A 24650-nucleotide genomic window follows, 5' to 3' on the forward strand; every position below is an offset into this window, starting at 1 on the left:
GCGATGTCGGCGGAGATGCAGGAGTTCTTCGCGCTGTTCGGCGCCGAGCGGCGGCCGGACCCGTACCCGCACTACCGGCGGTGGCGCGAGCGGCTGCCGGTCGCGCTCCTGGCCGAGGGGATGTTCGCCGTCAGCGGCCTCGCCGAAGCCACGCAGGTCCTGCGCGATCCGGCGTTCGGGCACCCCGAGCCGGAGTACCTGGACCCGGCGGACCGGCGGCCGGACCAGCCGGTCGACGAGTCAGGACGCGTGGTCCGGGCGTTCCTGTCGCTGAACCCGCCCGACCACACGCGGCTGCGGCGGCTGGTGGCGAAGGCGTTCACGCCGCGGATGGTCGAGCGGCTGGCGCCGCGGATCGACGAGATCACCGCGGACCTGATCGACCGCGCGCCGCGCGAGTTCGACCTGATGACGGCGCTCGCGAAGCCGTTGCCGGTCGAGGTGATCGCCGAGCTGCTCGGCGTCCCGCTGGACGACCGCGAGCAGTTCGCGGAGTGGTCGCACGCGATGGCGCGGGCGCTGGACCCGCCGTTCCTGCAGAGCCCCGAGACGGTCGAACCGGCGGTCCGGGCACGCCAGTCCTTCATCGCGTACTTCCGCGACCTGGCCGCGAAACGGCGGAGCGAGCCGGGAGAGGATCTCCTGTCCGCGCTGGTGGCGGTGTCCGACGCGGGCGAAGTCCTCAGCGAGGGCGAGCTCCTGGTGACGCTCACGCTCCTGCTCATCGCCGGCCACGAGACGACGACGAACCTGATCGGCAACGGCGTGCTGGCGCTGCTCCGCCACGACGGCCTGGGGCCGGCCGCGGCGGCGCCGGACCGGGTGGTCGAGGAGGTGCTGCGCTACGACTCGCCGGTCCAGCTGACCTCGCGGACGGCGGTGCGCGACACAACGCTCGGCTCGCTGCCGGTCCCGGCGGGCAGCCAGGCGATCGTGCTGATCGGCGCGGCCAACCGCGACCCGGCGAGCGGCCCGGAGACGTTCGACCCGGCCCGCGCGCCGGGCAAGCACCTGGCGTTCGGCCAGGGCATCCACTTCTGCCTCGGCGCGCCACTGGCCCGGCTCGAAGCGCGCGTCGTGTTCCGCGAGCTGGCCCGCCGCCGCCCGGACCTGGTGCTGAACGGCACGCCGGCCTGGAACCCGACGACCACCCTGCGCGGCCTGGCGACGTTGCCGGTCCGGTCGTGAGTGGCGAAGAGGTCCAGGACCCGAACCACCACTCACGACCGTCCCGCCGGGGTCAGGCCCGGTCCGGCCGGCTGCGACCGTCGAGGCGAAACAGCCCGACCGGCCGAACGACGCGCCGGGCCGTTCGCGACCGTCGAGACGGGACTGTCCCGACCGGCCGCTCCCGGCTGTCGCACCAGGACGGTCCCGGCGGGGCTCGTGCCGTGCCCGCCCGCTTCACGCCGCTGCCCGCTGGGGCCGCAGGGCCGGCGGCCTCGGTTTCAGCAGCGCGAACCGCACGCACTGCCACCCCGACGCGGTGCGGGTGAAGCGGGCCGCCAGCGCGAACGACCGGCCGTCGGCCTCCACGCGGGCGCACGCCTCGATCACGCCCGCCACCGGGTTGCACGTGTGGACGGTGTGCGTCCGGTGCCGCGGCTGCGGCAGGCGTGGCCCGCTCAGCCCGGCGTACACCTCCGGCGCCACCAGGCCCCGGATCTGCGGCACCGGACGACGGCCGTCGTAGGCCTCCAGCAGCATGTTCAGCAGGTGGCCCACTTCGGACGCCTCGAGCTGCCTCGACGCCGGCCAGCGCGCGCCGGCCCGGCGGTGCTCCTCCGGTGTCACGGCCGCGAGCCGTTCGGCCCGGCGGGGCGCCTCGTAGCGGATCAGCGTTCTCAGGCGATGTTCCTCGGTCATTTCCTCCCCTCCCGGTCGCGGCATTTCGCCGCTTCCGCAGGCTTAGAGGGACGCGCGGCCCGAATCGCGTCAGGAATCGCACGATTCGGGGGAGAATCGCCGAAGCGATGGCTTCGCCGGTTACCGTGCGCTAGGGGCACATCGCATTGTCGGACTCCGAGAGACAGCGCCCCGTCACCCGGCTATGGTGTGCCGGGTGCTGAAGGGGTTATTGGTCGATTTCGCCGGAGTTCTCACCGATCCGGACGCGGACCGCTTCTACGAATATCTGATGATCGCGCGTAAGCGGGGCGTCCGTACCGCGTTGCTGTCCAACGCACCCGGGGCGTCGGAGCAGGTCAAGAAAACCATGTTCGACTATTTCGACGCGCTGGTGTTCTCCGGCGAGGTCGGCGTGGCCAAACCGGATCCGGCGGTCTACCTGATCGCGGCGGACCGGCTGGCCCTGCCCGCCGTGCACTGTGCGTTCGTCGACGACTCCGCAGCGAACATCTTCGGCGCCGTCGAGGCCGGCATGGTCGGGGTGCACCACCGGTCGGTCGGGGAAACGCTCGCCGAACTCGGTGTGCTGTTCCCCGATCAGTGAACGGTCAACGCGCTCGGCGGACCAGTTCGAAGGAAAGCACCGCCGCGGCGGCCGAGACATTGAGCGACTCGACGTCACCCGGCATCGGGATCGAAACCCATTCGGTGACGAGCTCGCCGACGTCCGCGCCGACGCCGTCCGTTTCGCCGCCGAGCACAAAAGCCGCGCGCTGCGTCAGGTTTACGTCGAACAATGCGGTCTTCGAGGACGCGCCCAGCGCGTAGATGCCGTAGCCCGCTTCGGTCAGCATTTCGGCCGCCTCGCGCGCGGAGCCGCAGCGCAGCACCGGGGCGCGGAACGCGACTCCGGCCGAAGCCTTGACCACCAGCGGGTCCAGCGCCGCGACACCGCGGCGCGGCACGATCACGCCGTCGAGCCCGGCCGCGGTCGCGGTGCGCAGGATCATGCCGACGTTCGCCGGGGTCGTGATGCCGTCCAGCAGCAGCACCCGCGACGGCGGCTGCCGGTCCTCCAGCGCCGAGGCCAGCGCGCGCATCCGCGGCGCGACGACGTCGGCGAGCACACCCTGGTCCTGCTTGCCGTTGCCGGCGAGCACCTTGACCCGGTGGGCGCTGGCGCGCTGCACCGGCACGCCCGCGTCCTTGGCCGCGCGCTGGATCTCGGCCGCGCCCGGCCCGCGGGCGGTGTCGGCGAGGATCACCTTGTCCACGCGCAGCCCGCCGTCCGCCAGTGCCTCGAGCACCGGCTTCCGGCCGTACACGGTCAGGAAGCGGTCTTTCGGCGAGACAGTCGACTCATCACCCACACCGGGCAGTCTCGCATTGTGTAAGGATCGGCCCATGCCCGACCGCCTTTCCGCGCTGGACGCCTCGTTCCTCTACGTCGAGGACCACGCGACGCCGATGCACGTCGGCGGCGTCGCGATCTTCGAGCGGCCACGCTCCGGGTTCACCTACGCGCAGCTGCTCGACCTCGTCGGCGCGCGGCTGGCGTACCTGCCGCGGTACCGGCAGCGCGTCGCGGAGGTGCCGGGGCACCTGGCGCGGCCGGTGTGGGTGGACGACGTCGACTTCGACCTGAACTACCACGTCCGGCGCTCAGCGCTGCCCCAGCCGGGCCGTGACGACCAGCTGTTCGACCTGGTGGCGCGGTTGATGTCGCGGCGGCTGGCGCCGGAGCGGCCGCTCTGGGAGGCGTACTTCATCGAGGGCCTGTCCGGCGACCGGATCGCGCTGGTCACCAAGACGCACCAGTCCGTTGTGGACGGTGTCGGCACGATCGAGCTCGGCCAGCTCATCCTCGACCCGACCCCGGCCGAGCCGGAGCCGTTCGAGGACATCTGGACGCCGCGGCGCGAGCCGAGCCGCACCCAGCTGGTGCTCGACGCGGTCAGCGAGGGCGTCCAACGGCCGGCCGAGGTCGTCGAGAACGTCCGGTCGGCGGCGAACGACGCGGTCGCGGCGGCCGGCAAGTTCGCCGAGACCGTCGGCGGGGTGGCGTCGGCGCTGCGCACGCTGGTCAACCCGGCGCCGCCGGGGCCGCTGAACGTCCGGGTGTCCGGCGGGCGCGTGTTCTCGGTGGTCCGCACGCGGCTCGAGGACTTCCGCAAGATCCGCGCGGAGCACGGCGGCACGGTCAACGACGTCGTCCTCGCGGCCATCACCGGCGCGTTGCGCGAGTGGCTGCTGTCGCGCGAGGAGACGCTGACCCCCGACGCGACGGTGCGGGCACTGGCGCCGATGGCGGTGCGCGACGCCGAGACGGCGGAGTACTCGACGCCGGGCCTGGTCGGCAACCAGGTGGCCGCGTACCTGGTGGACCTGCCGGTGGGCGAGCCCAACCCGGTGCTGCGGCTGCAGCACATCGGGCACGCGATGACCGAACACCTCGACTCGGGCCGTTCGGTCGCCGCGCGCGGGTTGCTCAAGGTCGGCGGCTTCGCCCCGGCTACCCTGCATTCCCTCGGCGCACGTGCGGCGGGGTCGTTGTCGGGGCGGATCTTCAACGTCATGGTGACCAACTCGCCGGGCCCGCAGGTGCCGATGTACGCGGGAGAGGCGAGACTGGTCGAGATGTTCCCGGTGATGCCGCTGATGCGCACCCAGGCGCTGGCGATCGGGGTGACGTCGTACCACGGCGGCGTCTACTTCGGACTCAACGGCGACCGCAAGGCCGCGTTCGACGTCGACCTGCTGGCCGGGATGATCGAAGAATCCTTGGAAGAGCTGAAGGGTGCGCACTGGTGAGGGTCTATCTGCCTGCGACCATCGCGATGCTTCGCGACTTGGAAGCGTCGGGGGAGTTCCGCGCGCGCAACGGGACGGCGTTCGCGCTGACCCCGGCGCTGCGCGAGACGTACGTGAGCGGGTCGGACGAGGAGCTCGAGTACGCGGCGCTCCTGGACGCGGCCCGCGCTTCGCTGCGCCTGATCGCGGCGGAGGAGAAGGGCGAGCCCCGCCGGGTGGTGGTGTCGGCGGACGTCGAAGGCATCACGCTGCGCCCGGACTTGGACGCCCCGGTGGTCCGCATCGGCGGCCCGATCCCGCTGTCGGCGGTGGCGGCGGTCCACGTGGACAGCCCGGAGGCGGCGGACGCGGTCTCCGCGGCGGCGGGCGTGATCGACGCGGCCGACCTGGGGGATCTGGACGCGGAGTTCATCCTGGGCGACGCCGAGGATCACGAGCTGGCTTGGTACGCGCCGCAGGAGCTGCCGTTCCTGCTGGAGCTGCTCTGAGTTGCTGGGCTTGAGCTGGCCGGCTCGAATTATCCGGCTCGAGCTGTCGGCCTTGAGGTGCTCGACTAGACCTGTGCGGTTTGGGCTGTCGGGTCGAGTTGCCCGGCTTGACCTGCGCGCCTCGAGTTGTCCACAGGCTTATATGCATGTGGACAACTTCCGCGCCTAGTCGCTGATCTGGGGTTTCCGTCCGGGTGGGCCGGTAGACTGGACCTGGGCACGCCCCCCAGGGATCGGGTGGGGGCCGGTCTTCGCCGGCTCAGGCCCGAACCCCTCAGCGCGGCTCGAACCCTCAGCGCGGCTCGAACCACTCCGGGCCCGGCTCCGGCAGCTCGCACCGCCAGCCCGTCGCCTCCGCCAGCTTCCGTGACACCACCCGCTGCGACCGGGCCATCGGCTCGGCCAGCGACAGCCGCGATGCCAGCCACTTCGGCACCGTCCGCGCCTTCCGGACTCCCGCCGCCTCGGCCATGACCCGGCCCAGGTGCTCCTTCGGCACCGGCGTCGCCCCGACGTTGTAGATCCCCGAAGGCGCCTTCAGCGAAGCCACCGCGCCCGCCGCCGCGTCGGCCGGGTGGATCGCCGTCGTCCAATCCTTTCGGGAACCCAGGACGAGCGGCGACAGCAGCGCGCCCGCCCCCACCAGGTTCGCGATACGCAGCCTGATCACCGTCCGGCCCGAAGCCTCCAGTGCCGCCACGTTCCCGTGCGCCCGCACCGAAGACGCCGTGACGCCCCGCGGCGATATGGGCGCCTCTTCGTCCAGCTCGTGGTCGCCGCCGTCCGCGTAGACGAACGAAATGCCCTCCTGGACCACGGTCCGCAGCTCGTCCACCTGCCGCACCGCCGCCGCCAACGCCGCGCTGCCCGCCAGCCGGACGCGGTCGTTCTCGGCCCAGGCCGCCTTGCGCGTCATCTCGCGCGGGCCCGGGATGCGCGTCGCGAGGTTCAGGACCGCGTCGTGCCCCCGCAACGCCGTGGCCAGCGACGTCTCGTCAAACAGGTCGCCTAGCACCGGCTGCGCACCCGTGTCCTGGACCGCCGGCACGCGATCCGCGCCGCGGGCCAGCCCGCTCACCTCGTGGCCGGCCTCCAGCAGCCGCGTCACCGCCGGGACGCCCAGCACGCCCGTCGCCCCGATCACCATCACCCGCATGTCCTGACTCCCTTCGTCCCCGCGTGGACGAGGCGGTCGCCGGGAACGTGACTACGGTGTGAGCGTCCCCACTTGGTCCGGTGGCGGGGCCTGGACGTCGACCGGCCCGCCCCACTCCGTGTAGCGGGTCGTGATCTTCGCACCGGAGCCGGGGGAGCCCGGGGAGCCGCCCGAGCCGCCCGGGCCCGCGAGGATCGGCGACAGGTCCAGCACGATCTGCAGCGGCCGGTGGGTGTCGTCCAGCCAGAGCTCGACCGGGAACTTGCCGCCCAGCTGTCCCACCTCGTCCGCGGCCAGGCCCGCGGGCAGGTCCGCGCCGAGCTTCGCCAGGTCGAGGTCGACGCGGTAGTGCTCCGCGGCCACTCCGCCGAGGTCGCCGCGCTCGGCCGCGACGATCGTGCCCGCCGCCGCGACCTCGCGCAGCGTGTGCGCCGGGTCGTTCTGGGCCGCCAGCTGCCCGAGGCTGCCGCCGAGCACCTGGGAGAACGGGTCGGTGCCGTCCGGCGCGACCTCGACCCACGGCTTGGCCGTGCCGACCTGGTCGCGCGAGCCCTCCGGCACCTTCGCGTACAGCTTCCCGGCCACCAGCCGCAGCTCCATCGGCTCGCCGATGAAGTCGGTCGTCATCACCTGGGACGTCCCGCCGGCGCCGAACCGCGCCTGGCCCTGGCCCTTCGACCGGACCGAGCCGACGGCGACGTCCGTGGCGAACTTCGCCGACCCGCCGCTCGTGGTGGCCGCCGTCGCGGCGTCGGCCAGCGCGCGGGCGTCGGTGAACGTGGGTGGCGGTGAAGCGGAGCTGTCGCACGCGCCGGCGAGCAGGGCGAGCAGCAGCACGACGGCGGCTTTGCGCATGCGCCAACCAAAACACAGCGGCTCCCCCGAACCCGTTCGGGGGAGCCGCTGGTCACGCACGGTCGCTGGTCAGCGGCCGCCCTTGAGCAGCTCGCCGAGGTCGGCCACTTGGTCCGCGGGCGGGGCCGCGACGTCGACCTGGGTGCCCCAGTCGGTGTACTTCATCGTGAACTTCGAGCCGTCCGCGCTGGGCACGCCCATGGCCTGCATCAGCGGGCCCTGGTCCATCGTGACCTGCACCGGCAGGTTGTCCTTGTCCAGCCAGAACTCGGCCGGGATCTTGACGTCCTTGCCCTTGAGCGCCTCCGCGACCTTCGCGCGGCTCGCCTCCGGCATCGACTTCGTGAACTCGTCGATGGACTTGGCGACGTCCATCTCGACGACGTAGTGGTTGACCTTCTGGCCGTTCAGCTCGGTCTGGTCCGACGAGACGATCCGGCCGGTCTTCGAGACCTGGTCGAGGATCTTGCTCGGGTCGCTCTGCTCAGCGGACTGCGAGCTGCTGCCCAGCATCTGCGAGAACGGGTCGTCGCCGCCCGGCGCGAACTTGATCCACGCCTTGCCCGCACCGAGCTGCTTGGCCTGCTCGGCCGGCATCTTGATGTAGAACGCGCCGTCGACGATCCGGATCTCGCTCTGCTGACCGGCGGCGTTCGACGTCATCGACATCTTGGTGTTCGCGCCGTCGAAGCTCATCGCACCCGAGGCGGTCATCGACTGGCCGCCGACCGAGCTCTCCATCGTGAACTTCGCGGACTTCGACTTCTCGGTGCCCTGCTTGGACGCCGAGGCGAGCTGGATGGCGTCGGTGAACGGCGACGCGAGGCCGCTGCCGCCGTCGGCCTGGGACTGGTTGCTGCCCGCGGCGGCCGGCTCGGCGGTGCCGGAGTTGCCGCTGCACGCCGTCAGCGTGAGCACCAGCGCGGCGCCCGCGGCGACCAGGGTGGTCTTGCGCATCGAAATCCCCTCAGGAGTTGGATCTTCCGCTCGGCATATCGCCTGATCGGGTGATTGGTTACCGATGTGACGATGACGGTGCGGAGCCGGTTCCCGGTTGTCTCAGGATTCCGTGGGGCGGGTCATATCGAGTCCGCCGCGCGAGGCCAGCAGGCGCCGCAGGGACGCGAGCCGGTCGGCCCCCGCCTGGCCGTCGGTGACGACGTCGTCGAGCGCGCAGTCCGGGTCCTCCGGCGGCCCGAGGTGGCCGCAGCCCGACGGGCACTCCTCGGCGGCCGCGGCGAACTCCTCGAAGGCGTCGACGATGTCGTCCGCGGTCACGTGGGCCAGCCCGAACGAGCGGACGCCCGGGGTGTCGATCACCCAGCCGCCGTCCGGCAGCGGCAGCGCCACCGCGGCGACGGACGTGTGCCGCCCCTTGCCGACCCCGCTCACCACGCCGACGGCCAGGTCGGCGTCCGGCACCAGGCGGTTGACCAGGGTGGACTTGCCGACGCCGGAGTGCCCGACCAGGGCCGTCACGCGGTCCTTGAGCATCTCGGCGAGACCTTCGGGCGTTTCGTCCTGCCGGGAGACGATCGCCGGGATGTCGAGGCCCGCGTAGCTCGCGAGGAGCTCGTCCGGGCTGGCGAGGTCGGCCTTCGTCAGGCACAGCACCGGCTCGACGCCGCCCGCGTAGCAGGCGACGATGCAGCGGTCGATGAACCCGCTGCGCGGCGGCGGGTCGGCGAGCGCGGTGACGATCAGCAGCCGTTCGGCGTTCGCGACGACCAGCCGCTCGAACGGGTCGGTGTCGTCGGCCGTGCGCAGCAGGGAGCTGGTGCGCTCGTCGACGCGGATGATGCGCGCGAGGGTGTCGGGCTTGCCGGAGACGTCGCCGACCACCCCGACCCGGTCGCCGACCACCACCGGCGTGCGGCCCATCTCCCGGGCGCGCATCGTGGTGATCACCCGGCCGGGGTCGGCGTCGATCGCGCAGGTCCAGCGGCCGCGGTCCTTGCCGATGACCATCGCGGAGACGGCGTCGGCGTGCTCGGGACGGCGCTTGCTGCGGGGGCGGGTGCCCTTGCCGGGGCGGACGCGGACGTCGGACTCGTCCAGCTTGCTCCAGTCGTTGCTCGCCAAACCGTCCGCCTTCCTGTGCACCGGTGCCCCGAATGATCCCATGCCGCTCGCCAGGGCCCTGGCCTGCGTGTAACGATGGCGTCCCGGACGTCTCCGGTATGAGGAGGTTGGCCATGTGCGGCCGTTACGCCGCCACGAAGGACCCGGCGAAGCTGATCGAGGAGTTCGAGGCGATCGACCTCACCGAGGGCCGGGCCCAGACCGACCACAACGTGGCACCGACGAAGAACGTCGTCACCGTCGTGCAGCGGCACCCGCGTGACGACGAAGGCCAGGTCCTCGAGGACGAGCCCGCCGAGCGCTCGCTGCGGCTGATGAAGTGGGGCCTGGTGCCGTTCTGGGCCAAGGACCCGTCCGTCGGCTCGCGGATGATCAACACGCGCGCCGAGACGGCCGCCGAGAAGCCGGCGTTCCGCCGCGCGCTGGTGTCCCGCCGCTGCCTGGTGCCCGCCGACGGCTGGTTCGAGTGGCGCCGCACGGGCAAGGAGAAGGAGCCGTTCTACATGACCGGCCCCGGCGACGCGTCGCTCACGTTCGGCGGGATCTGGGAGAGCTGGCACCCGAAGGACGACGAGAACGCGGCGCCGCTGATCACGTTCTCGATCATCACGACCGACGCCGCCGGGCAGCTCACCGATGTCCACCACCGGATGCCGCTGATCGTGCCCCGGGCCCACTGGGACGGCTGGCTGGACCCGGACCGCGACGACGTCACCGACCTGCTGGTGCCCACGCCCGACGACATCGTCGCGTCGCTGGAGCTGCGGCCGGTGTCGAGCCTGGTCAACAACGTCCGCAACAACGGACCCGAGCTGCTCGACCGCGTCGACCCGCAGCACGAAGCCGCCCTCTTCGACGCGCCGAAGTCATGACGGCCCTGCCGATCGAGACCGCGTACGGCCCGGCCCGGGTCTACCTGCACTGCGCCGAGGAAGGCGTGGCGGTCCTGATGCTGGGCCACGGCGCGGGCGGCGGCATCGATGCGAAGGACCTGGTGGCGGTGACGCGCGCGGCGACCGCGGCCGGGGTGCACGTGGCGCTGGTCGAGCAGCCGTACAAGGTGGCGGGCCGCCGCGCGCCGGCCCCGGCGAACCAGCTGGACGCGGCCTGGCTGACGATCGCCGACGAGCTGTCGGAGCGCTTCGACGGCCTCCCGTTCGTCTTCGGCGGCCGGTCGTCGGGAGCCCGGGTGGCCTGCCGGACGGCGTCGGCGGGCCAGGCCGTGGCGGTGCTGTGCCTGGCGTTCCCCGAGCACCCGCCGGGCAAGCCGGAGAAGACCCGCCAGCCGGAGTTCGACGCGGTGGAGGTCCCGACGCTGGTAATCCAGGGGGAGCGCGACCCGTTCGGCCGCCCGAAGCCGGGGCCGCACCAGGAGCTGGTCCTGGTGGACGGCGACCACAGCCTGGGCAAGGACCTGGAGAAGGTGTCCCGCGCGGCGACGGAGTGGCTGTCGCGGGTGCTGCGCCCGCTGGCCTGAAGGTCGTTGCCGACGTCCTGGCTTCGTTGATGGAGGATTCGGGACGTCCGACGTCCCGAAACCTCCATCGTCGGCTACCGGAGTTCGGGCCGCGAGGGCCGGCCCCGGGCCGGGCCAGGGCCTCGGTGAAGTCGTACCCAGGCGGACACGGCCGAGGACGGGAACGGCCAACACAGCGCCCGGAGTGGCCGATACAGCGCCCGGAACGGCCAACACGCCGGCAACCGGGTACGCCCTCGACGCCGCGTGCCGTGTTGGCCATTCCGGGTGGCGTGTTGGCGGTTCCCGTCACCGTGTTGGCTGCTCCGGGCCGTGTGTTGGCCATTCCGGAAACCCTCTGGCGGGCGCTTGAACCGATTTTGCCGGGGCCCTGCCGGGACGGGCTGGGGCTGCCCGAAGGTCGACGTTGCTGTATTTGCGCAGGTCAGGCCGCGATTGGTGCCACCACCGCGCCGGTCAGCCGGATCAGCTCCCCAGGTGCCAGCTCGACCTCCAGCCCTCGCCGCCCCGCCGAGCAGTAGACCGTCTCGAACTTCTCCGCCGAGGCGTCGATCACCACCGGCAGCCGGCTTCGGTGGCCCAGCGGTGAGATGCCGCCCAGCACGTACCCCGTCGCCCGCTGGGCGGCCGCCGGATCGGCCATCTTCGCCTTCTTGCCGCCCGCCGCGGCCGCCAGGCCCTTCAGGTCCAGCTGGCCGGTGACCGGGACCACGCCCACCGTCAGCTTGCCGTCGACCTCCGCCACCAGGGTCTTGAACACCCGCGCGCGGTCCAGGCCGAGGGCCTCCACGGCCTCCAGGCCGAACGACTCGGCCCGCGGGTCGTGGGCGTACGCGTGCAGCGTGTGCGCCACCTTCTGCTTCGTCAGGAGCGCGGTCGCCGGGGTGCCCTTGCCAGCCATGGCACGGAAGTCTAGGGAATGCCCGGGTAGTCCGATCGGTTGTACCGGACGTGACCACAACCCTCGCCACCACACGCTCTCGCAGCAGCCGCCGCCCTGAGGCACCGGCGACCCGCGGTGTGCCCGGCCCCCGCGTAAACTCGACGTCGCCGTATGCGTACACGCGCATCGACGCCGAGCGGGAAGGGAACGGTTTGCCGAGCACGCAGAACTCAGCGCCGGAAGAAGCGACCGAAGCCGAGCGCGCCGAGCGCTTCGAACGGGACGCCATGCCGCTGCTCGACCAGCTGTACTCGGCCGCGATGCGGATGACCCGCAACCCCGCCGACGCCGAGGACCTGGTCCAGGAGACCTACCTGAAGGCGTACGCCGCCTTCGCGTCGTTCAAGGCCGGCACGAACCTCAAGGCCTGGATGTACCGCATCCTGACGAACACCTACATCAACGGCTACCGCAAGCGGCAGCGGCAGCCGGTGCAGCAGCCCACCGAGGAGATCACGGACTGGCAGATCGCCAAGGCCGAGGCCCACACCTCGAGCGGGCTGCGGTCGGCCGAGGTCGAGGCGATGGACAATCTCCCCGACACCGACGTCAAGGCCGCCCTGCAGAAGCTGCCCGAGGAGTTCCGGCTGGCCGTCTACCTGGCCGACGTCGAGGGCTTCGCCTACAAGGAGATCGCCGAGATCATGGAAACGCCCATCGGCACCGTGATGTCCCGCCTGCACCGCGGGCGCGCCCAGCTGCGTGACCTGCTCGCCGACGTCGCGCGCGAGCGCGGGTTCATCCGCGGCACCAAGGAAGGCGCCAAGGAAGAGGTGGCCGGGCGATGAACGACATGTGCGAGGGCGCGTCCGACAAGGTCCGCTGCGAAGAGGCGCTCGCCGACATCTACCTGCTCCTCGACCGGGAATGCAGCGCCGAACGTGACGCCGCGCTGCGGCACCACATCGAGGACTGCCCGCCGTGCCTCGAGGAGTACGGCATCGACGAGCACATCAAGCAGCTGCTGGCCCGCAAGTGCGGTGGCGACCACGCCCCCGCCGAGCTCAAGAGCCGGCTGCGCGCGTCGATCCGCCAGACCGTCGCCACGCGCGGCGGCGTGACGGTCGAGCGCACCGAGATCAGCATCGAGCAGCGCTCCGAGTAATAGCGCCCGAGCACGACGAAGGCCCCCGCGCAGGAGTGCGGGGGCCTTTGCGGTGTCGACGCCGGTTCAGGAGTTGGGCTTACCGCCGTGGTTCGCGCTGTTCTTCTTCCGGCTGCGACGCTTGCGGGCGCGCTTCGACATGTTTACTCCTCGTCGTCAAAAAGTGGCCACGGCCGCGGCGCTGGCGCCTGCCGGGCTGGGGGCAACCACTCAAGTGTGTCATGACGTCCCGTTCTGGTTGGATGGGGCTGGTCCGGGTGTCGCGCGAGGAGGGGTGTCGATGGCCGAGATCAGGGCCGAGATGGTCGGCACCGTGCTCCAAGTCGTCGCGGAGCCGGGCGCATCGCTGAACGCGGGTGACACCGTGCTGATCCTGGAGTCGATGAAGATGGAGCTGCCGGCCGTGAGCGAAAAGGCGGGCACGCTGACCAGCCTCGCCGTGGCGAAGGGTGACCGCGTCCAGCAGGGCGACGTCCTCGGGACGGTCGAGTAACCGTGTCGACGCTCGCCGAACTGCTCGCCGACAACACCGGCCTCCCCGGTGAGGCCGCGGACCACCTCCAGACCGTCGTCGCCGAATGGCAGCTGCTGGCCGACCTGTCCTTCGCGGACTTCCTGCTCTGGGTCCCGGTCAGCGAGGAACTGCAGCCCGACGGCGGCGACTTCGTGTGCGTCGCGCACGCGCGCCCGACGACGGCGCCGACCGCGCACCCCGAGGACGTCGTCGGCACGCGGTTCACGGTCCAGGAGCACCCGCAGCTGGCGAAGGCCATGCGCGACGTGCGGATCTGCCGCGAAGAGGATCCGCACTGGTACCGCGACCTGCCGATGCGGCGGGAGGCGATCCCGGTGACGTTCGCCGGCACCGTCGTCGCCGTGCTGAGCCGCGAAACGAACCTGGCCGCGCCGCGGGTGCCTTCGCCGTTGGAGATCGCCTACCTGGGCAGCGCCGGCGACCTGTGCCAGATGATCGTCGACGGCACGTTCCCGCCGAGCGGCACCAACGCGACCGACACGCACACGTCGCCGCGGGTGGGCGACGGGCTGATCCGCCTCGACTCGAGCGGCACGGTCGTGTTCGCCAGCCCGAACGGCCTGTCCGCGTACCACCGGATGGGCCACGAGTCCGACCTGGTCGGCACGCGCTTGGCGCCGTTGACGCGGTCGCTGATCCGCGACCCGTTCGACGCGACCGAGGTGTCGCACCGGATCATCGAAGCCCTCGACGGGAAGCCGTCGAGCCGCACCGAGGCCGATTCGCGGCGCGGCGCCGTGGTGCTGTTCCGCGCGTTGCCGCTGCGGCCGGCCGGGCAGGCGGCGGGCGCGCTGGTGCTGGTCCGCGACGTCACCGAGGTGAAACGGCGTGACCGCGCGTTGCTGTCGAAGGACGCGACGATCCGCGAGATCCACCACCGGGTGAAGAACAACCTGCAGACGGTGGCGGCGCTGCTGCGCCTGCAGTCGCGGCGGACGTCGTCGGAGGAGGCCCGGCTCGCGCTGGCCGAGTCGGTGCGCCGGGTGACGTCGATCGCGCTGGTGCACGAGGCGCTGTCCATCTCGGTCGACGAGCGCGTCGACCTCGACAAGCTGCTCGACAACGTGCTGCCGATGGTCGGCGAGGTCGCGACGGCGGAGTCGCAGGTCGGGCTGTCGCGCAAGGGCTCGTTCGGGGTGGTGGTCGCGGAGATCGCGACGCCGCTGGTGATGGTGCTGGCCGAGCTGGTGCAGAACGCGATCGAGCACGCTTTCCCTGCGGGCCGGTCGGGCAAGGTCGAGCTGATCGTGGAGCGCTCGGCGCGCTGGCTGGACGTCGTCATCCGCGACAACGGCCGCGGTCTGCCCGCGGGCTTTTCGCTGGAGCGGTCCGACGGTTTGGGCCTGCAGATCGTCCGCACCCTGATCGAGTCGGAGCTGCGCGGTTCGCTGTCGTTGCGGAAGGTGCGCACGGAGGAGGCAGCGACCCGGGTGACCGGGACGGAAGCCGCGCTGCGGATCCCGCTTTCCCGCCGGCTCTGAATCAAAGCCCGTGAATCAGCTGCTTTGAATCAATCGCTTGAATCGACCTTGTCGCTCGATCGGGTGGGTTTCGCGATGATCAACACCGAGCATTTCCCGTCAACGGCGTGATTCTGGGCGTTTCTGGCGTGGTCGGGTGCGGATCTCGCGTGATTGATGGTGTGACTCACGTGATTGGGCAGTCATCACGCGTGATTGGGAGGACGACACGATGAAGGCCCGGCACCTGGGTGCAGGTGCCGGGCCGTTCAGCGTCTCGCGGGAGGACTTGAAGTCCTGGTGAGGTTTCACCGCACCCGTTGCCGGGTGGTTTCACCCCACTTGTTAAGCTGGAGCCGGGTAGGTATCACCACAGAAGGCCTGGACACGACAGTGTCAGCCCGGGTGAATTTCCCTGGTGGCTCGGGTGTAGCTTGTGCGATGTAGCCAGATGAAGAGTCAGGCGTTGGTACGCGTGCCGATGTGCGTGCGGCGGCGCTTGACTGCGCGTCGCTCGTCCTCGCTCATGCCGCCCCACACGCCGGCGTCCTGGCCGCTGGCCAGAGCCCAGGCCAAGCAGTCGGAGGCGACGGTGCAACGGTGGCACACGGCCTTGGCCTGACTAACCTGCGACAGAGCAGGACCGCTGGTTCCCACCGGGAAGAACAGCTCGGGGTCCTCGTCTCGGCAGGCCGCGTCGTGGCGCCAGTCCATGTTCGTGAGCTCCTTCATATGGCGCGGGAGGGCCGCGCCACAGTCGTCAATGGCGGTCGTCTTTTTGGGTGCTTGTGAATGCTTTCACGAAGCACCGCGTTGGACAAGTGTTTCTTGAAGATCGGTGAGTCAGCTCACCCGGCCGAGCGACACGTCTGACCTGCGGTTTCTCTCCGACACAGCCACTCGAAGGGAAGGCTGATGCGGTGAGTGGAGCTTCTGCGTCGACGAACGGCAGATTGCACTTTGCCGCAGGCGATCAGCTGTCCCGTCGTCACACGATTACTGTGAGTGCATCCGGGACGCTGAAGAACTCGACCCGGGACCTCTGGCCGACGAGGTCGCCGTCCACCTGGAAGTTTACCGGTTCAGCAGCGTCGATGCGGATCATCGGCAGGTCGTCGTGACGCACGAGACGCTTGCCCTTTTGGTTGCTCTTCGTAGCCAAAGCACGCCGTACATGCTTGAACACCGTGGGCAACCCCAGACCGTTCAACGCGAACAGACCCAATCCCGTCTCGAACGAGCAACCCGGGTTGAGGTGGATCGGTCGCTCGCCCAGGTAGCTCCACGGATCGGTGTTCGACACGAAAGCGGTCAGCGCTTCGGCGGGTTCCTCACCCGGGACGCGGATCGTCAGGGCCGGGCGGCCCAGCGGCGGCCGGAAGTACGAGCGGACGGCGGCCCGTAGATAGAGCCCGGCCGTCGTCTGCTTGCCCCGGCGCTTCGCGACGCGGCCGACGACGTCGGCGTCCCAGCCGAGGCCGGCGTTGAAGGTGAACCAGTGCCCGTCGGCCAGGCCGAGCCCGACCCGGCGTGAGCGGTCGTTCTCCAGCGCGTTGAGCAGCTGGTGGGTGGCCTCGACGGGATCGGCCGAGATACCGAGGGCGCGCGCGAACACGTTGGCCGAGCCGCCGGGCACGACACCGAGCGCGGGCACCCGCCCGATCTGCGACGGGTCGCCGTCGGCGTCGGCCAGCAGGCCGTTGACGACCTCGTTCACCGTGCCGTCGCCGCCGTGGGCCACGACGAGGTCGATCCCGTCCCGCGCGGCCGAGCGCGCGACGGCCATCGCGTGGCCGCGGTAGTCCGTCTCGACGACGTCGAGCTTGACCTGGCTGGCGAGCGCGTGGGCCAGGACGTCCCGGCCACCGGCGGTGGTCGAGGTGGCCTGGGGGTTCACGATGAGGATTGCGCGCACCACCGCAGGGTAGGTGACGCCTGCCGCCCCCGAGAACCTCTCGGCGGCGCAAGGTGACCGGAAGCACCGGTCCGGCAACGCTCCGAACAGCACCTGTGACCCTGTGCCGGGCGGCCCTCCTTCGCGTGACGAGTGTCCGCTCGTCGTGACAAGTGCACCCGGGCCGACCGCCCGCTCATCGACGACACCTGAATTTTCGACGCCCGGGCGGTCCCGCGAAAACGGCCGACCGGGTGGCATACGATCCAATCAGCTCACGCACGGTTACTCGCCCTGGTCGAGTCTGCTGTGCTCCCGCAAAGCACTCGGCCAGCCCCCCGGAAGGTCCCCGCTGTGAAGCTCTCGCCCGCTCCCCGTGAGGTCCGGCTGGCCGGCGTGGTCACCGGGGTGCCGTCGCTGGCCCTGCTGGTGTTCGGGGTGATCGTGCTGGTGAACGGCCTGGGCACGCCGGCGCGGCCGGGCAACAACGTCTACGTCGAGGCCGGCACGTTCATCGTCGTGGCGCTGGCGTTCCTGGCCGCGTCGGCGGGGCTGGTCCTCGGCCAGACCTGGGCGCGCTCGCCGGGCGTGGTGATCGCGCTGATCGTGGTCGGCCTCGGCTGGTACCTGCTGGGTCCGTCGGGCGAGCCGGTGTGGGGCGTCCCGATCGCGCTGTTCGGCATCGTCACGCTGGTGCTGCTGTTCCGCCGCCCGTCCCGCGAGTGGGCCCTGGGCCTGCGCGAGGGCGAGTCCGAGACGGAGGCCGCCGAACGCGGCGGCCTGGCCGGACGCCGCGCGGAGCGCGAAGGCCAGGACGAGGACTGACACCGCAACTCGCGTGATCAGCCCCGCCACTCACGTGACTGAGCCCGCAACTCACGTGATTGGGGCCGGAACTCGCGAGTTACGGCTCTGATCACGCTGGATCCGGCTTTGGTCACGTGGGATCCGGCGCTGATCACATGGGTTACGCCTGGGCGGCCAGTGCTCGGAGGGGTTCGTCGGCCAGGCGGTCGACTGTCCACTCGTCCATCGGGACCGCGCCCAGGGCCTTGTAGAACTCCGTCGCCGGGTTCCAGTCGAGGACCGACCACTCCAGCCGGCCGTAGCCGTTGGCGACGCACTCCGCCGCGAGCGTCGCCAGGAGCGCTTTGCCCAGGCCCGAGCCGCGGTGGTCCGGGAGGACGAACAGGTCCTCCAGGTAGATGCCGTGCACGCCGCGCCAGGTCGAGAAGTTCAGGAACCAGAGCGCGAAGCCGACGATCTCGCCGTCCACTTCGGCCACGTGCCCGAACAGCTTCGGCGCCTCGCCGAACAGCGCCGCGTGCAGCTGGTCCGCCGTCAGGTGGCACTCGTCCGGGGCGCGTTCGTACTCCGCGAGGGCGTAGACCAGCCCGACGGCGGCCTCGACGTCGTCGGGCCGGATGCGGCAAATGCGGTCGTCGGGCACGTCAGTCCTCCAGCGAGGGTGGCAGGTTGAGGTGTTCGATCTGGGGTTCGCCGCGCTCGTCGCCGAGCACCGCGATACCGGCCGCGTCCAGTCCGAAGTGGACGCCGGACGTCGCGGGCAGGCCGATCCAGCGGGCCACCAGCACCCGGCTGAAGTGCCCGTGACCGACCAGGATCACGTCGCCGGCCTCGGTGTCACGGCGAGCGCGCTCGAGCACCTTGTCCGCGCGGGCGCTGACTTCGTCCGCGCTCTCGCCGCCGAGGACCGGGTGCGTCCACACCGTCCAGCCCGGCACGGTCTCGCGGATCTGGGGCGTCGTGATGCCCTCGTAGTCGCCGTAGTCCCACTCGGAGAGGTCCTCGGTGACCTCGTCGACGCGCAGGCCGGCCAGCGCGGCTGTGCGCAGCGCGCGCTTGCGCGGGCTCGACAGCACCAGCGACGGCCCGCCGAGCAGGCTCCGGAGCGTGCCGCCGGCCGCGAGGGCCTGGCCTTCGCCGGCCGGGGTCAGCGGGATGTCCGTGCGTCCGGTGTGCCGCCCGTCGACCGACCATTCGGTCTGGCCGTGGCGGAGGAGGAACAGCCGATTTGCCACGCGCCGACTATAGGCGGCCGGTTGCGACCCGGCCGGGCGCCTGCTTAGCTACCGGCCAGTAGGCAAGCAAGGGAGACGCATGGCCGAGACGCCGACGTTCGCGCTGTGGCACAAGCTGGCCGCCAAGCCCGGCGGGAAGCAGCTGTTCAGCGCCGCGATGTGCCTGCGCGTGCCGTACTTCGGCACGGTGCTGCCCTCGGTGCGCGAGCTGCGTCCCGGGCACTGCGAGGTGAGTGCCCCGAAGTGGTGGGGTGTTTACAACCACATCCACACGTTCCACGCCATCGCGGCCTGCAACCTCGCCGAGATCGCGATGGGCATGCTCGCGGAGGCGACCGTCCCCGCGACGCACCGCTGGCTGCCGAAGGGCATGGACGTCCAGTACGTCGCGAAGGCCGAGACGGGCCTGCGCGCGGTGGCGTCGCTGCCCGAGCTGCCGGAGTTCGGGGACGAGGGGTTCGAGCTCCCGGTCCCGGTGACCATCTCCGACGCGCACGGCAAGCCGGTGGTCACCGGGACGATCACCATCTGGGTGACCCCGAAGAAGCCCGCTGCGGCCCTCCGGTCGTGAGTGGTAATTCGGGTTCTAACCCGAATTACCACTCACGACCGGCCGCGGCAGGGCTCAGAGCGGCTTGTACTGCACGTACGACGTCTGCTGGAACGTGTTCTGGCCGGACGGCGACGGGAGGCCGAGGCGCCGGTCGACGAGCTTGCCGAGCGGGCCGCAGCCCTGGGTCGCCGGCAGCGCCAGGTCGGGGTCGATGACACCGCGGTAGGCCGTCACCGGGTTCTGGGAAATCACCTTGGGCGGGACCGCCGGGTCGTCGTGGACGACCGTGTGCAACGGCTTCGCCGCGGTGCCGATGCTGCAGTCGTTGCCCAGCAACGGGTTCCGCAACACCGCGTAGATGTCCAGTTCGCCGCGGCGCTCGTCGTTGCTCTGGAAGTCCGAGAAACCGCCGTAGCGCAGCTGGATCGTCGTGCCGGGCAGGCCGGGGACGCGGGCCGGAGCGTGGCGCAGCGCGCCGAACGCCTGGGCGTACTGGCCGTCGATCCGGCCTTCGCTGAACGTCAGCCGCACCTCCCCGAGCGGGATCTCGTAACCATCGATGGTCAGTTTTCCTTGGGAGACAAAGGCTTCACAGCGCCACGTGCCGGGGTCGGCGGTCGCGGGCGGGGCCGGGCAGTCGGTGAAGTCGAACGTCGGCAGCTCGTCGGCGCGTGCCGGCGAGGCGAACGCGAGAGTGGACCCCAGTGCGGCCACGGCGACCCCGGTCGCGGCCAGTACGAGAAGTTTCATGGGAGCCAGCCTGGCGAGGACGGCCGAGGAGGACATCCGGGATCGCCCCCAGGGGATGTCCCGAAATTTCGCTCGACCGGGTGAAATCGAGCGTGCCCTCACGGGCTGAGTTTTGCCAGTGAATCCGTGAAATCGCTGCCGACGCCGTCGAAGAACGACGCGTCGGCGGCCTCGACGTCCTTCAGTGCCTTCGCGACCAGCTCCAGGCCCGGCGCGGTGATCCGGAGCCGCTTCGCGCGGGCGTCGGCCGGGTCGTCCGCGCGCTCCATGAGCCCCCGCTCGGCGAGCTTGCGGGCGACCTGGCTGGTCATCATCGTGTCGGTGCCGGCCTGCTCGGCCAGCTGCCGCTGGGTCGGTGGCTCACCCGAGCGGGTGAGCCACCACGTGGTGGTCAGCAGCACGAACTGGACGTGCGTGAGGTCGTGCGGGGCCAGCGCGGCCCGCATCGCCCGCTGCCAGGCCAGCGTCACGCGCCACAGCAGGAAGCCGGGGCTGCGCTCGGGACCGGGCAGGCGGGACTCCGGGGCGGTCATACCCGCAAGGATGTCTCAGCGAGCCTGGCGAGCGCGCGCATGGCGTCCGGGGTGTCCTCGGTGACCTGCGGGCCCAGCTCCTCCGGCCCGTCGATCGTGACGCGGTAGGTGATCGCCGTGCCGCCGTCGATGTCGGTCAGGACGTGCTCGAACCGCAGCAGCGCGTCCGGCAGCCGCGTCTCGTCGGTGAAGCTCCGGCCGTCGGTGACCTCGGTCAGGGTGAACGGGATGGGCGGCAGGCCGTCCATCGTCATCGTGCCGCGGCCGCCGACGGCGAACGGGCCGTCGAGGACCACCGACCGGACGGCGGTGTCCCACTCGGGCCAGCGGGCGGTGTCCGCCCAGAGCGGCCAGATCGCGGCGGCGGGGGCGGTGGACGTCTCGGTGTGCTCGTACTCGTAAAGTGCCATGCGAGCAGACTATATGCGCGCATACTAAATGCGCAAGGGGACCGCCGGACCCGGTCCGGGCGGCGGTCAGTGAGCCGAGCGCAGCTTGTCGTAGTAGGCGACGCAGTCGCCGTACGCCGGGAGCAGGCCCTGCTCCGCCGCCTCGGCCAGCGTCGGGGCGGCGCGGTCCTTCTCGGACAGGATGTGCGTGATGTCCGACGGCCACGGCAGGTCCAGCGCCGGGTCGAGCGGGTTGATCCCGTGCTCACCCGTCGGGTTGTACGGCTCGGAGCAGAGGTAGGCCATCGCGGTGTCGTCCTCGAGCGCGATGAAGCCGTGCCCGAGGCCCTCGGCGAGGTACGCGGCGTTGAACTTGTCGGCGTCGAGCCGGATGGCGTCCCACTTCCCGAAGGTCGGCGAGCCGACGCGCACGTCGACGACGACGTCGAGCAGCGACCCGCGGGCGCAGTAGACGTACTTCGCCTGGCCGGGCGGGGTCTCGGCGAAGTGGACACCGCGGATCGAGCCGCGCTTGGACACGCTGTGGTTGGACTGGCCGAGCCGCAGCCGGTGGCCGACGGCGGCGCGGAAGACGTCTTCCTGGAAGGGGGCGGTGAACAGGCCCCGGTCGTCGGGGAACGCCCGGGGGGTGAACTCGAAGGCGTCCGGGACGCTCAGCCGGCGGAATTGCATGGCGTCACCATATCGGGCGCCAAGAAAACCGGACGGACGTCTTGGTAATTGGGGAAAAGCCGGGAATGTGTGACGTCAACCGCACCGAGGGGTCACCGGCGGCAAGGCTCCTGTCACAATGAGGGGACCGCCGCGTCCGCGGCCATCGCCACACCCACGGCACCGATGGCCGACGAGACGCTTCGCCGACAGGCCGGCGCTACCGCGCTGGGCTGCCGTGCCGGAGGATGAACCCAGGTCAGAGGGTGTGCCTTCGCCTGCTGCCTGGTCCCCCCGCTCGCAGGCCCAGGAGAATCCGAGTGACCCACGTTCGAACCGCGAGTTCCGTCATTCCTACTGAGGGAAAGCCGGAAACGACGACAGGAAACCCCATGAACGACCCCACCGGCACTGTTGCGCCGGTCACCGACGAAGAGATCTTCACCGGGCACGAGGGCGGCAAGCTCTCGGTGGCGGCCACCCGCCCGATCTCCAGCCCGCGTGACCTTTCGATCGCCTACACCCCCGGTGTGGCGAAGGTGAGCCGCGCGATCGCGGAGGACGCCGCCAAGGCCAAGCGGTACACGTGGGCGGACCGGCTGGTCGTGGTGGTGAGCGACGGGACAGCGGTGCTCGGCCTCGGCGACATCGGCGCCAGCGCGTCCCTGCCGGTCATGGAGGGCAAGTCCGTGCTCTTCAAGACCTTCGGCGGCCTCGACTCGATCCCGCTGGTGCTGGACACCACCGACGTCGACGAAATCGTCGAAACCCTGGTCCGGCTGCGCCCGTCGTACGGCGCGGTCAACCTCGAGGACGTCTCCGCGCCGCGCTGCTTCGAGCTGGAGGACAAGCTCAAGGAGGCGCTCGACTGCCCGGTCATGCACGACGACCAGCACGGCACGGCGATCGTCACGCTGGCCGCGTTGCGCGGCGCGAACCTGGTGCTGGACCGGGCGATCGCCGACCAGCGCGTGGTCATCTCCGGCGCCGGCGCGGCCGGGGTGGCCTGCGCGCGGATCCTGCAGGAGGCCGGCATCGGCGACGTCACCGTGCTCGACTCGCGCGGCATCATCCACACCGGCCGCGACGGCCTGAACCCGGTCAAGGCGCAGCTGGCCTCGACGACCAACAAGGCCGGCCTCCGTGGTTCGCTCGCCGACGCCCTCGAAGGCGCCGACGTCTTCCTCGGCCTGTCCGGCGCGACGATCGACGAGACGCTGCTGGGCCGGATGGCGGGCGGCGGCATCGTGTTCGCACTGTCCAATCCGGACCCGGAGGTCCACCCGGACGTCGCGGCGCGCTACGCGTCGATCGTGGCCACCGGCCGCAGCGACTTCCCGAACCAGATCAACAACGTGCTGGCGTTCCCCGGCGTCTTCCGCGGCGCGCTGGACTCCGGCGCCCGGTCGATCACGGAGAACATGAAGCTTGCGGCCGCCGAGGCGATCGTCTCGGTGGCGATGGACGACCTGGGCCCGGACCGGATCGTGCCGAGCCCGCTCGACCCGCGCGTGGCCCCCGAGGTCGCGGCCGCGGTGGCGAAGGCCGCGGAAGCGGACGGCGTCACGGCCTGACAGTCACCGCCAAAAGCGGCACTTTCACGTGAAAGTGCCGCTTTTGGCGTGTTCAGAGGCCGAGCAGGGCGGGGAGGCGGTGGCGGGGGACGTCGACCAGGCGCAGGTCCTGGAGGTCCGGCGGGACGTCCAGGGAGACGTTCGCCAGGCGGGCGTGGGCGCGGGTCAGCACCTCGCTCTGGTGCGCCACCGCGTCCGCGACGACCACAGCGTGCCGGTTGTCCGGCGTGCTCCGCAGGTACCGCAGGGTGTACTTGCCCGCGACCAGCGCCGCAAGCGACGTCTGGGACGCCTGGTCCGCCAGGTCCGGGTGCGCGTTCGGCAGCAGCAGCGCGAGCCGGCGGGCGTTCGTGCCCAGCAGCGCGCGCAGCAGCCACGGGCCGGGGTCGGCCGAGAGGTCCATCGCGACCGCGTCGCCCTCGGGGCCGGAAATCGACCAGTCCACCGGGCGCGACTCGAACGAGAGCCCGCTCGCGACGGCGATCTCCTTCAGCTTCTCCAGCAGAGCCGGTTTCGTCCCGGCCGCTTCCACCGACTGCGGCCCGTGCGTGTAGATCGCCTTGCCGCTGCGGACTTTCCTGGCCTTCGCCGTCGGCTGGCAGACGTACAGGTCCGCCGCGCTGCCGATCGCCTGCGCGCCGAAGTAGCTGTTGAAGCCCGGCAGGATCGCCTCGAACGTCAGCCCGAGCGTGGCCAGCGAGCGCTGCACCTGCGCGCCCAGCGCCGGGTGCCGCGGGCTGTAGCCGTAGGCGAACAGGAGCCGTCCCTCACTCGGCTCCCGCAGCGCCTGCACTCCGCGCGCGGCGAACAGGCCCATCCCCTCCGGCGTGTACGGCGGGTCGCTGAACACCAGGTCGGCGCGCCCGGCCACGGCGGGCGGCAGGCCGACGCGCAGGTCCGCGTGCGCGGTCTTGATGTCGCCGGCGCCGCGGTCGTCCAGGTAGGCGAGGACGCGCTCGTCGAGGTCGACGACGGTCAGGTCCGCCGCCGGGCAGATCGCCCGCACCGCCAGCGACGTCAGGTCGTGGTCACCGAGGAACAGCAGGCGCGCGGACGCCAGGTCGTAGCGCGCGTCCAGCCACAGCGCGCGGCGCAGCACCGTCTCCGGCGTGGCCTGGACGTGGTCGAGCGCGGCCAGCGGCGCCGGCACCTCGGCCACCCACTCGGCGACCTTCGGCAGCAACTCGTGCGTGGCCACGGCTTCGTCGAGCGGGTCGGCGTAGCGGGGGACGCTGTACTGCAGGTACGAGGCCGCGACGCCGGGGGACAGGCGCAGCCGGTCGCCGCTGCGGTCGAGGTCGTCGCCCAGCGCCGCGAGGACGTCCTCCACGCTGCGGCGCGGCGCGGTGCTCAGCCGGACCAGCTCGCCGAGGTCGTGGTCGCCGGTGCGCAGCAGGTCGATGACGCGGTACAACGGGCGGACGCCGACGCCGTGCGCGGCGAGGACGTCGTCGAGTGCCTTCACGGACCACGAGCTTAGGCG

30 protein-coding genes are annotated in these 24650 nt (G+C 71.3%); 13 read left to right on the top strand and 17 right to left on the bottom strand.

Annotated features, from left to right (window positions below; all coding sequences use genetic code 11):
* The first annotated feature begins 3 nt into the window (after window positions 1–3).
* Window positions 4–1188: a cytochrome P450 gene (locus tag ACLJQZ_RS15380; protein ID WP_410620811.1), complete on the top strand. Its 1185-nt coding sequence runs from the start codon at window positions 4–6 to the stop codon at window positions 1186–1188.
* 216 nt (window positions 1189–1404) lie between these two features.
* Here ACLJQZ_RS15380 and ACLJQZ_RS15385 read toward each other — a convergent pair whose 3' ends face one another.
* Window positions 1405–1866 carry an Rv3235 family protein gene (locus tag ACLJQZ_RS15385; RefSeq protein WP_410620658.1) on the bottom strand — a complete coding sequence of 154 codons (462 nt, stop codon included), beginning with the start codon at window positions 1864–1866 and terminating at the stop codon, window positions 1405–1407.
* Window positions 1867–2077: 211 nt separating this feature from the next.
* Between ACLJQZ_RS15385 and ACLJQZ_RS15390 the strand changes: the two genes are divergently transcribed.
* Window positions 2078–2452, top strand: a complete 375-nt coding sequence (locus tag ACLJQZ_RS15390) for an HAD-IA family hydrolase (RefSeq protein WP_410620812.1) — start codon at window positions 2078–2080, stop codon at window positions 2450–2452.
* 4 nt (window positions 2453–2456) lie between these two features.
* Here ACLJQZ_RS15390 and ACLJQZ_RS15395 read toward each other — a convergent pair whose 3' ends face one another.
* Complete coding sequence (locus ACLJQZ_RS15395; protein ID WP_326944277.1) at window positions 2457–3218, bottom strand: RNA methyltransferase; 762 nt, start codon at window positions 3216–3218, stop codon at window positions 2457–2459.
* A gap of 34 nt (window positions 3219–3252) precedes the next feature.
* Here ACLJQZ_RS15395 and ACLJQZ_RS15400 point away from each other — a divergent pair, with 34 nt between their 5' ends.
* Together ACLJQZ_RS15400 and ACLJQZ_RS15405 are read left to right on the top strand one after the other, a co-directional pair.
* Window positions 3253–4659: a WS/DGAT/MGAT family O-acyltransferase gene (locus tag ACLJQZ_RS15400; RefSeq protein ID WP_410620659.1), complete on the top strand. Its 1407-nt coding sequence runs from the start codon at window positions 3253–3255 to the stop codon at window positions 4657–4659.
* A complete protein-coding gene (locus ACLJQZ_RS15405) occupies window positions 4656–5147 on the top strand; it encodes a DUF6912 family protein (protein WP_247057468.1) in 492 nt (163 codons plus the stop codon). Before ACLJQZ_RS15400 ends, ACLJQZ_RS15405 begins: the two co-directional genes overlap by 4 nt.
* A 292-nt stretch (window positions 5148–5439) precedes the next feature.
* On the opposite strand, the gene ACLJQZ_RS15410 is transcribed toward ACLJQZ_RS15405, so the two are convergent.
* The 4 genes from ACLJQZ_RS15410 to rsgA form a co-directional block, all read right to left on the bottom strand.
* Window positions 5440–6303 carry an NAD-dependent epimerase/dehydratase family protein gene (locus ACLJQZ_RS15410; RefSeq protein WP_410620660.1) on the bottom strand — a complete coding sequence of 288 codons (864 nt, stop codon included), beginning with the start codon at window positions 6301–6303 and terminating at the stop codon, window positions 5440–5442.
* A gap of 51 nt (window positions 6304–6354) precedes the next feature.
* Entirely contained in the window at window positions 6355–7158 is an 804-nt protein-coding gene (locus ACLJQZ_RS15415; protein WP_410620661.1) for a hypothetical protein, read from the bottom strand.
* Window positions 7159–7227: 69 nt separating this feature from the next.
* The gene (locus ACLJQZ_RS15420; RefSeq protein WP_410620662.1) at window positions 7228–8115 is read right to left on the bottom strand and encodes a hypothetical protein; all 888 of its coding nucleotides are present in this window, start codon (window positions 8113–8115) and stop codon (window positions 7228–7230) included.
* A gap of 102 nt (window positions 8116–8217) precedes the next feature.
* Window positions 8218–9240, bottom strand: a complete 1023-nt coding sequence (gene rsgA, locus ACLJQZ_RS15425; protein ID WP_410620663.1) for a ribosome small subunit-dependent GTPase A — start codon at window positions 9238–9240, stop codon at window positions 8218–8220.
* Window positions 9241–9353: 113 nt separating this feature from the next.
* On the opposite strand from rsgA, the gene ACLJQZ_RS15430 reads away from it, so the two are divergent.
* Window positions 9354–10112, top strand: a complete 759-nt coding sequence (locus tag ACLJQZ_RS15430; RefSeq protein ID WP_410620664.1) for an SOS response-associated peptidase — start codon at window positions 9354–9356, stop codon at window positions 10110–10112.
* Window positions 10109–10717: an alpha/beta family hydrolase gene (locus ACLJQZ_RS15435; protein ID WP_410620665.1), complete on the top strand. Its 609-nt coding sequence runs from the start codon at window positions 10109–10111 to the stop codon at window positions 10715–10717. Before ACLJQZ_RS15430 ends, ACLJQZ_RS15435 begins: the two co-directional genes overlap by 4 nt.
* A gap of 424 nt (window positions 10718–11141) precedes the next feature.
* Here the strand turns inward: ACLJQZ_RS15435 and ybaK are convergent, their stop codons facing one another.
* On the bottom strand, window positions 11142–11618 hold the full coding sequence (gene ybaK, locus ACLJQZ_RS15440) for a Cys-tRNA(Pro) deacylase (protein ID WP_410620666.1): 477 nt from the start codon (window positions 11616–11618) through the stop codon (window positions 11142–11144).
* A gap of 194 nt (window positions 11619–11812) precedes the next feature.
* Here ybaK and ACLJQZ_RS15445 point away from each other — a divergent pair, with 194 nt between their 5' ends.
* Window positions 11813–12448, top strand: coding sequence for a sigma-70 family RNA polymerase sigma factor (locus ACLJQZ_RS15445; protein ID WP_326944269.1), 636 nt, complete (start codon window positions 11813–11815; stop codon window positions 12446–12448).
* Window positions 12445–12765, top strand: a complete 321-nt coding sequence (rsrA, locus tag ACLJQZ_RS15450) for a mycothiol system anti-sigma-R factor (protein ID WP_247057449.1) — start codon at window positions 12445–12447, stop codon at window positions 12763–12765. Before ACLJQZ_RS15445 ends, rsrA begins: the two co-directional genes overlap by 4 nt.
* Before the next feature lie 66 nt (window positions 12766–12831).
* Here the strand turns inward: rsrA and ACLJQZ_RS15455 are convergent, their stop codons facing one another.
* Entirely contained in the window at window positions 12832–12906 is a 75-nt protein-coding gene (locus ACLJQZ_RS15455) for a 50S ribosomal protein bL37 (RefSeq protein WP_371827656.1), read from the bottom strand.
* Window positions 12907–13045: 139 nt separating this feature from the next.
* Here ACLJQZ_RS15455 and ACLJQZ_RS15460 point away from each other — a divergent pair, with 139 nt between their 5' ends.
* Together ACLJQZ_RS15460 and ACLJQZ_RS15465 are read left to right on the top strand one after the other, a co-directional pair.
* Window positions 13046–13258: a biotin/lipoyl-binding carrier protein gene (locus ACLJQZ_RS15460; protein WP_326944268.1), complete on the top strand. Its 213-nt coding sequence runs from the start codon at window positions 13046–13048 to the stop codon at window positions 13256–13258.
* A 2-nt stretch (window positions 13259–13260) separates the two neighbouring features.
* On the top strand, window positions 13261–14781 hold the full coding sequence (locus ACLJQZ_RS15465; RefSeq protein WP_410620667.1) for a sensor histidine kinase: 1521 nt from the start codon (window positions 13261–13263) through the stop codon (window positions 14779–14781).
* Window positions 14782–15219: 438 nt separating this feature from the next.
* On the opposite strand, the gene ACLJQZ_RS15470 is transcribed toward ACLJQZ_RS15465, so the two are convergent.
* Window positions 15220–15474 carry a WhiB family transcriptional regulator gene (locus ACLJQZ_RS15470; protein ID WP_247057443.1) on the bottom strand — a complete coding sequence of 85 codons (255 nt, stop codon included), beginning with the start codon at window positions 15472–15474 and terminating at the stop codon, window positions 15220–15222.
* A 274-nt stretch (window positions 15475–15748) separates the two neighbouring features.
* Window positions 15749–16675: a diacylglycerol/lipid kinase family protein gene (locus tag ACLJQZ_RS15475; RefSeq protein ID WP_410620668.1), complete on the bottom strand. Its 927-nt coding sequence runs from the start codon at window positions 16673–16675 to the stop codon at window positions 15749–15751.
* 333 nt (window positions 16676–17008) lie between these two features.
* On the opposite strand from ACLJQZ_RS15475, the gene ACLJQZ_RS15480 reads away from it, so the two are divergent.
* Entirely contained in the window at window positions 17009–17479 is a 471-nt protein-coding gene (locus tag ACLJQZ_RS15480; RefSeq protein WP_326944266.1) for a hypothetical protein, read from the top strand.
* A gap of 142 nt (window positions 17480–17621) precedes the next feature.
* On the opposite strand, the gene ACLJQZ_RS15485 is transcribed toward ACLJQZ_RS15480, so the two are convergent.
* Both ACLJQZ_RS15485 and ACLJQZ_RS15490 read right to left on the bottom strand, forming a co-directional pair.
* A complete protein-coding gene (locus ACLJQZ_RS15485; RefSeq protein ID WP_410620669.1) occupies window positions 17622–18104 on the bottom strand; it encodes a GNAT family N-acetyltransferase in 483 nt (160 codons plus the stop codon).
* 1 nt (window position 18105) lies between these two features.
* The gene (locus ACLJQZ_RS15490; protein ID WP_247057434.1) at window positions 18106–18696 is read right to left on the bottom strand and encodes an acid phosphatase; all 591 of its coding nucleotides are present in this window, start codon (window positions 18694–18696) and stop codon (window positions 18106–18108) included.
* Window positions 18697–18775: 79 nt separating this feature from the next.
* Between ACLJQZ_RS15490 and ACLJQZ_RS15495 the strand changes: the two genes are divergently transcribed.
* A complete protein-coding gene (locus ACLJQZ_RS15495; protein WP_410620670.1) occupies window positions 18776–19267 on the top strand; it encodes a hotdog fold domain-containing protein in 492 nt (163 codons plus the stop codon).
* A gap of 54 nt (window positions 19268–19321) precedes the next feature.
* Here ACLJQZ_RS15495 and ACLJQZ_RS15500 read toward each other — a convergent pair whose 3' ends face one another.
* The 4 genes from ACLJQZ_RS15500 to ACLJQZ_RS15515 all read right to left on the bottom strand — a co-directional run bounded on the left by ACLJQZ_RS15500 (window position 19322) and on the right by ACLJQZ_RS15515 (window position 21614).
* A complete protein-coding gene (locus ACLJQZ_RS15500; RefSeq protein ID WP_410620671.1) occupies window positions 19322–19999 on the bottom strand; it encodes a hypothetical protein in 678 nt (225 codons plus the stop codon).
* Window positions 20000–20097: 98 nt separating this feature from the next.
* Entirely contained in the window at window positions 20098–20532 is a 435-nt protein-coding gene (locus ACLJQZ_RS15505) for a MarR family winged helix-turn-helix transcriptional regulator (RefSeq protein ID WP_410620672.1), read from the bottom strand.
* Window positions 20529–20942, bottom strand: a complete 414-nt coding sequence (locus ACLJQZ_RS15510) for an SRPBCC family protein (protein ID WP_410620673.1) — start codon at window positions 20940–20942, stop codon at window positions 20529–20531. The genes ACLJQZ_RS15505 and ACLJQZ_RS15510 overlap by 4 nt, the downstream gene beginning before the upstream one ends.
* A 66-nt stretch (window positions 20943–21008) precedes the next feature.
* Complete coding sequence (locus ACLJQZ_RS15515) at window positions 21009–21614, bottom strand: dTDP-4-dehydrorhamnose 3,5-epimerase family protein (protein ID WP_410620674.1); 606 nt, start codon at window positions 21612–21614, stop codon at window positions 21009–21011.
* Between the two features lie 371 nt (window positions 21615–21985).
* Between ACLJQZ_RS15515 and ACLJQZ_RS15520 the strand changes: the two genes are divergently transcribed.
* Window positions 21986–23167: an NADP-dependent malic enzyme gene (locus tag ACLJQZ_RS15520; RefSeq protein WP_410620675.1), complete on the top strand. Its 1182-nt coding sequence runs from the start codon at window positions 21986–21988 to the stop codon at window positions 23165–23167.
* Between the two features lie 52 nt (window positions 23168–23219).
* On the opposite strand, the gene ACLJQZ_RS15525 is transcribed toward ACLJQZ_RS15520, so the two are convergent.
* A complete protein-coding gene (locus ACLJQZ_RS15525; protein ID WP_410620676.1) occupies window positions 23220–24632 on the bottom strand; it encodes a bis-aminopropyl spermidine synthase family protein in 1413 nt (470 codons plus the stop codon).
* Window positions 24633–24650: the final 18 nt, after the last annotated feature.

Origin of the sequence: Amycolatopsis sp. cmx-8-4, assembly GCF_046548675.1 — a bacterium.
Lineage (GTDB): Bacteria > Actinomycetota > Actinomycetes > Mycobacteriales > Pseudonocardiaceae > Amycolatopsis.

Coding starts and splice junctions, on each gene's coding strand:
- ACLJQZ_RS15435 (WP_410620665.1), top strand. CDS start 10,109: ATGACGGCCCTGCCGATCGAGACCGCGTACGGCCCGGCCCGGGTCTAC.
- ACLJQZ_RS15470 (WP_247057443.1), bottom strand. CDS start 15,474: ATGGACTGGCGCCACGACGCGGCCTGCCGAGACGAGGACCCCGAGCTG.
- ACLJQZ_RS15460 (WP_326944268.1), top strand. CDS start 13,046: ATGGCCGAGATCAGGGCCGAGATGGTCGGCACCGTGCTCCAAGTCGTC.
- ACLJQZ_RS15515 (WP_410620674.1), bottom strand. CDS start 21,614: ATGCAATTCCGCCGGCTGAGCGTCCCGGACGCCTTCGAGTTCACCCCC.
- rsrA (WP_247057449.1), top strand. CDS start 12,445: ATGAACGACATGTGCGAGGGCGCGTCCGACAAGGTCCGCTGCGAAGAG.
- ACLJQZ_RS15510 (WP_410620673.1), bottom strand. CDS start 20,942: ATGGCACTTTACGAGTACGAGCACACCGAGACGTCCACCGCCCCCGCC.
- ACLJQZ_RS15385 (WP_410620658.1), bottom strand. CDS start 1,866: ATGACCGAGGAACATCGCCTGAGAACGCTGATCCGCTACGAGGCGCCC.
- ACLJQZ_RS15505 (WP_410620672.1), bottom strand. CDS start 20,532: ATGACCGCCCCGGAGTCCCGCCTGCCCGGTCCCGAGCGCAGCCCCGGC.
- ACLJQZ_RS15400 (WP_410620659.1), top strand. CDS start 3,253: ATGCCCGACCGCCTTTCCGCGCTGGACGCCTCGTTCCTCTACGTCGAG.
- ACLJQZ_RS15495 (WP_410620670.1), top strand. CDS start 18,776: ATGGCCGAGACGCCGACGTTCGCGCTGTGGCACAAGCTGGCCGCCAAG.
- ACLJQZ_RS15410 (WP_410620660.1), bottom strand. CDS start 6,303: ATGCGGGTGATGGTGATCGGGGCGACGGGCGTGCTGGGCGTCCCGGCG.
- ybaK (WP_410620666.1), bottom strand. CDS start 11,618: ATGGCTGGCAAGGGCACCCCGGCGACCGCGCTCCTGACGAAGCAGAAG.
- ACLJQZ_RS15520 (WP_410620675.1), top strand. CDS start 21,986: ATGAACGACCCCACCGGCACTGTTGCGCCGGTCACCGACGAAGAGATC.
- ACLJQZ_RS15430 (WP_410620664.1), top strand. CDS start 9,354: ATGTGCGGCCGTTACGCCGCCACGAAGGACCCGGCGAAGCTGATCGAG.
- ACLJQZ_RS15420 (WP_410620662.1), bottom strand. CDS start 8,115: ATGCGCAAGACCACCCTGGTCGCCGCGGGCGCCGCGCTGGTGCTCACG.
- ACLJQZ_RS15500 (WP_410620671.1), bottom strand. CDS start 19,999: ATGAAACTTCTCGTACTGGCCGCGACCGGGGTCGCCGTGGCCGCACTG.
- ACLJQZ_RS15415 (WP_410620661.1), bottom strand. CDS start 7,158: ATGCGCAAAGCCGCCGTCGTGCTGCTGCTCGCCCTGCTCGCCGGCGCG.
- ACLJQZ_RS15380 (WP_410620811.1), top strand. CDS start 4: ATGTCGGCGGAGATGCAGGAGTTCTTCGCGCTGTTCGGCGCCGAGCGG.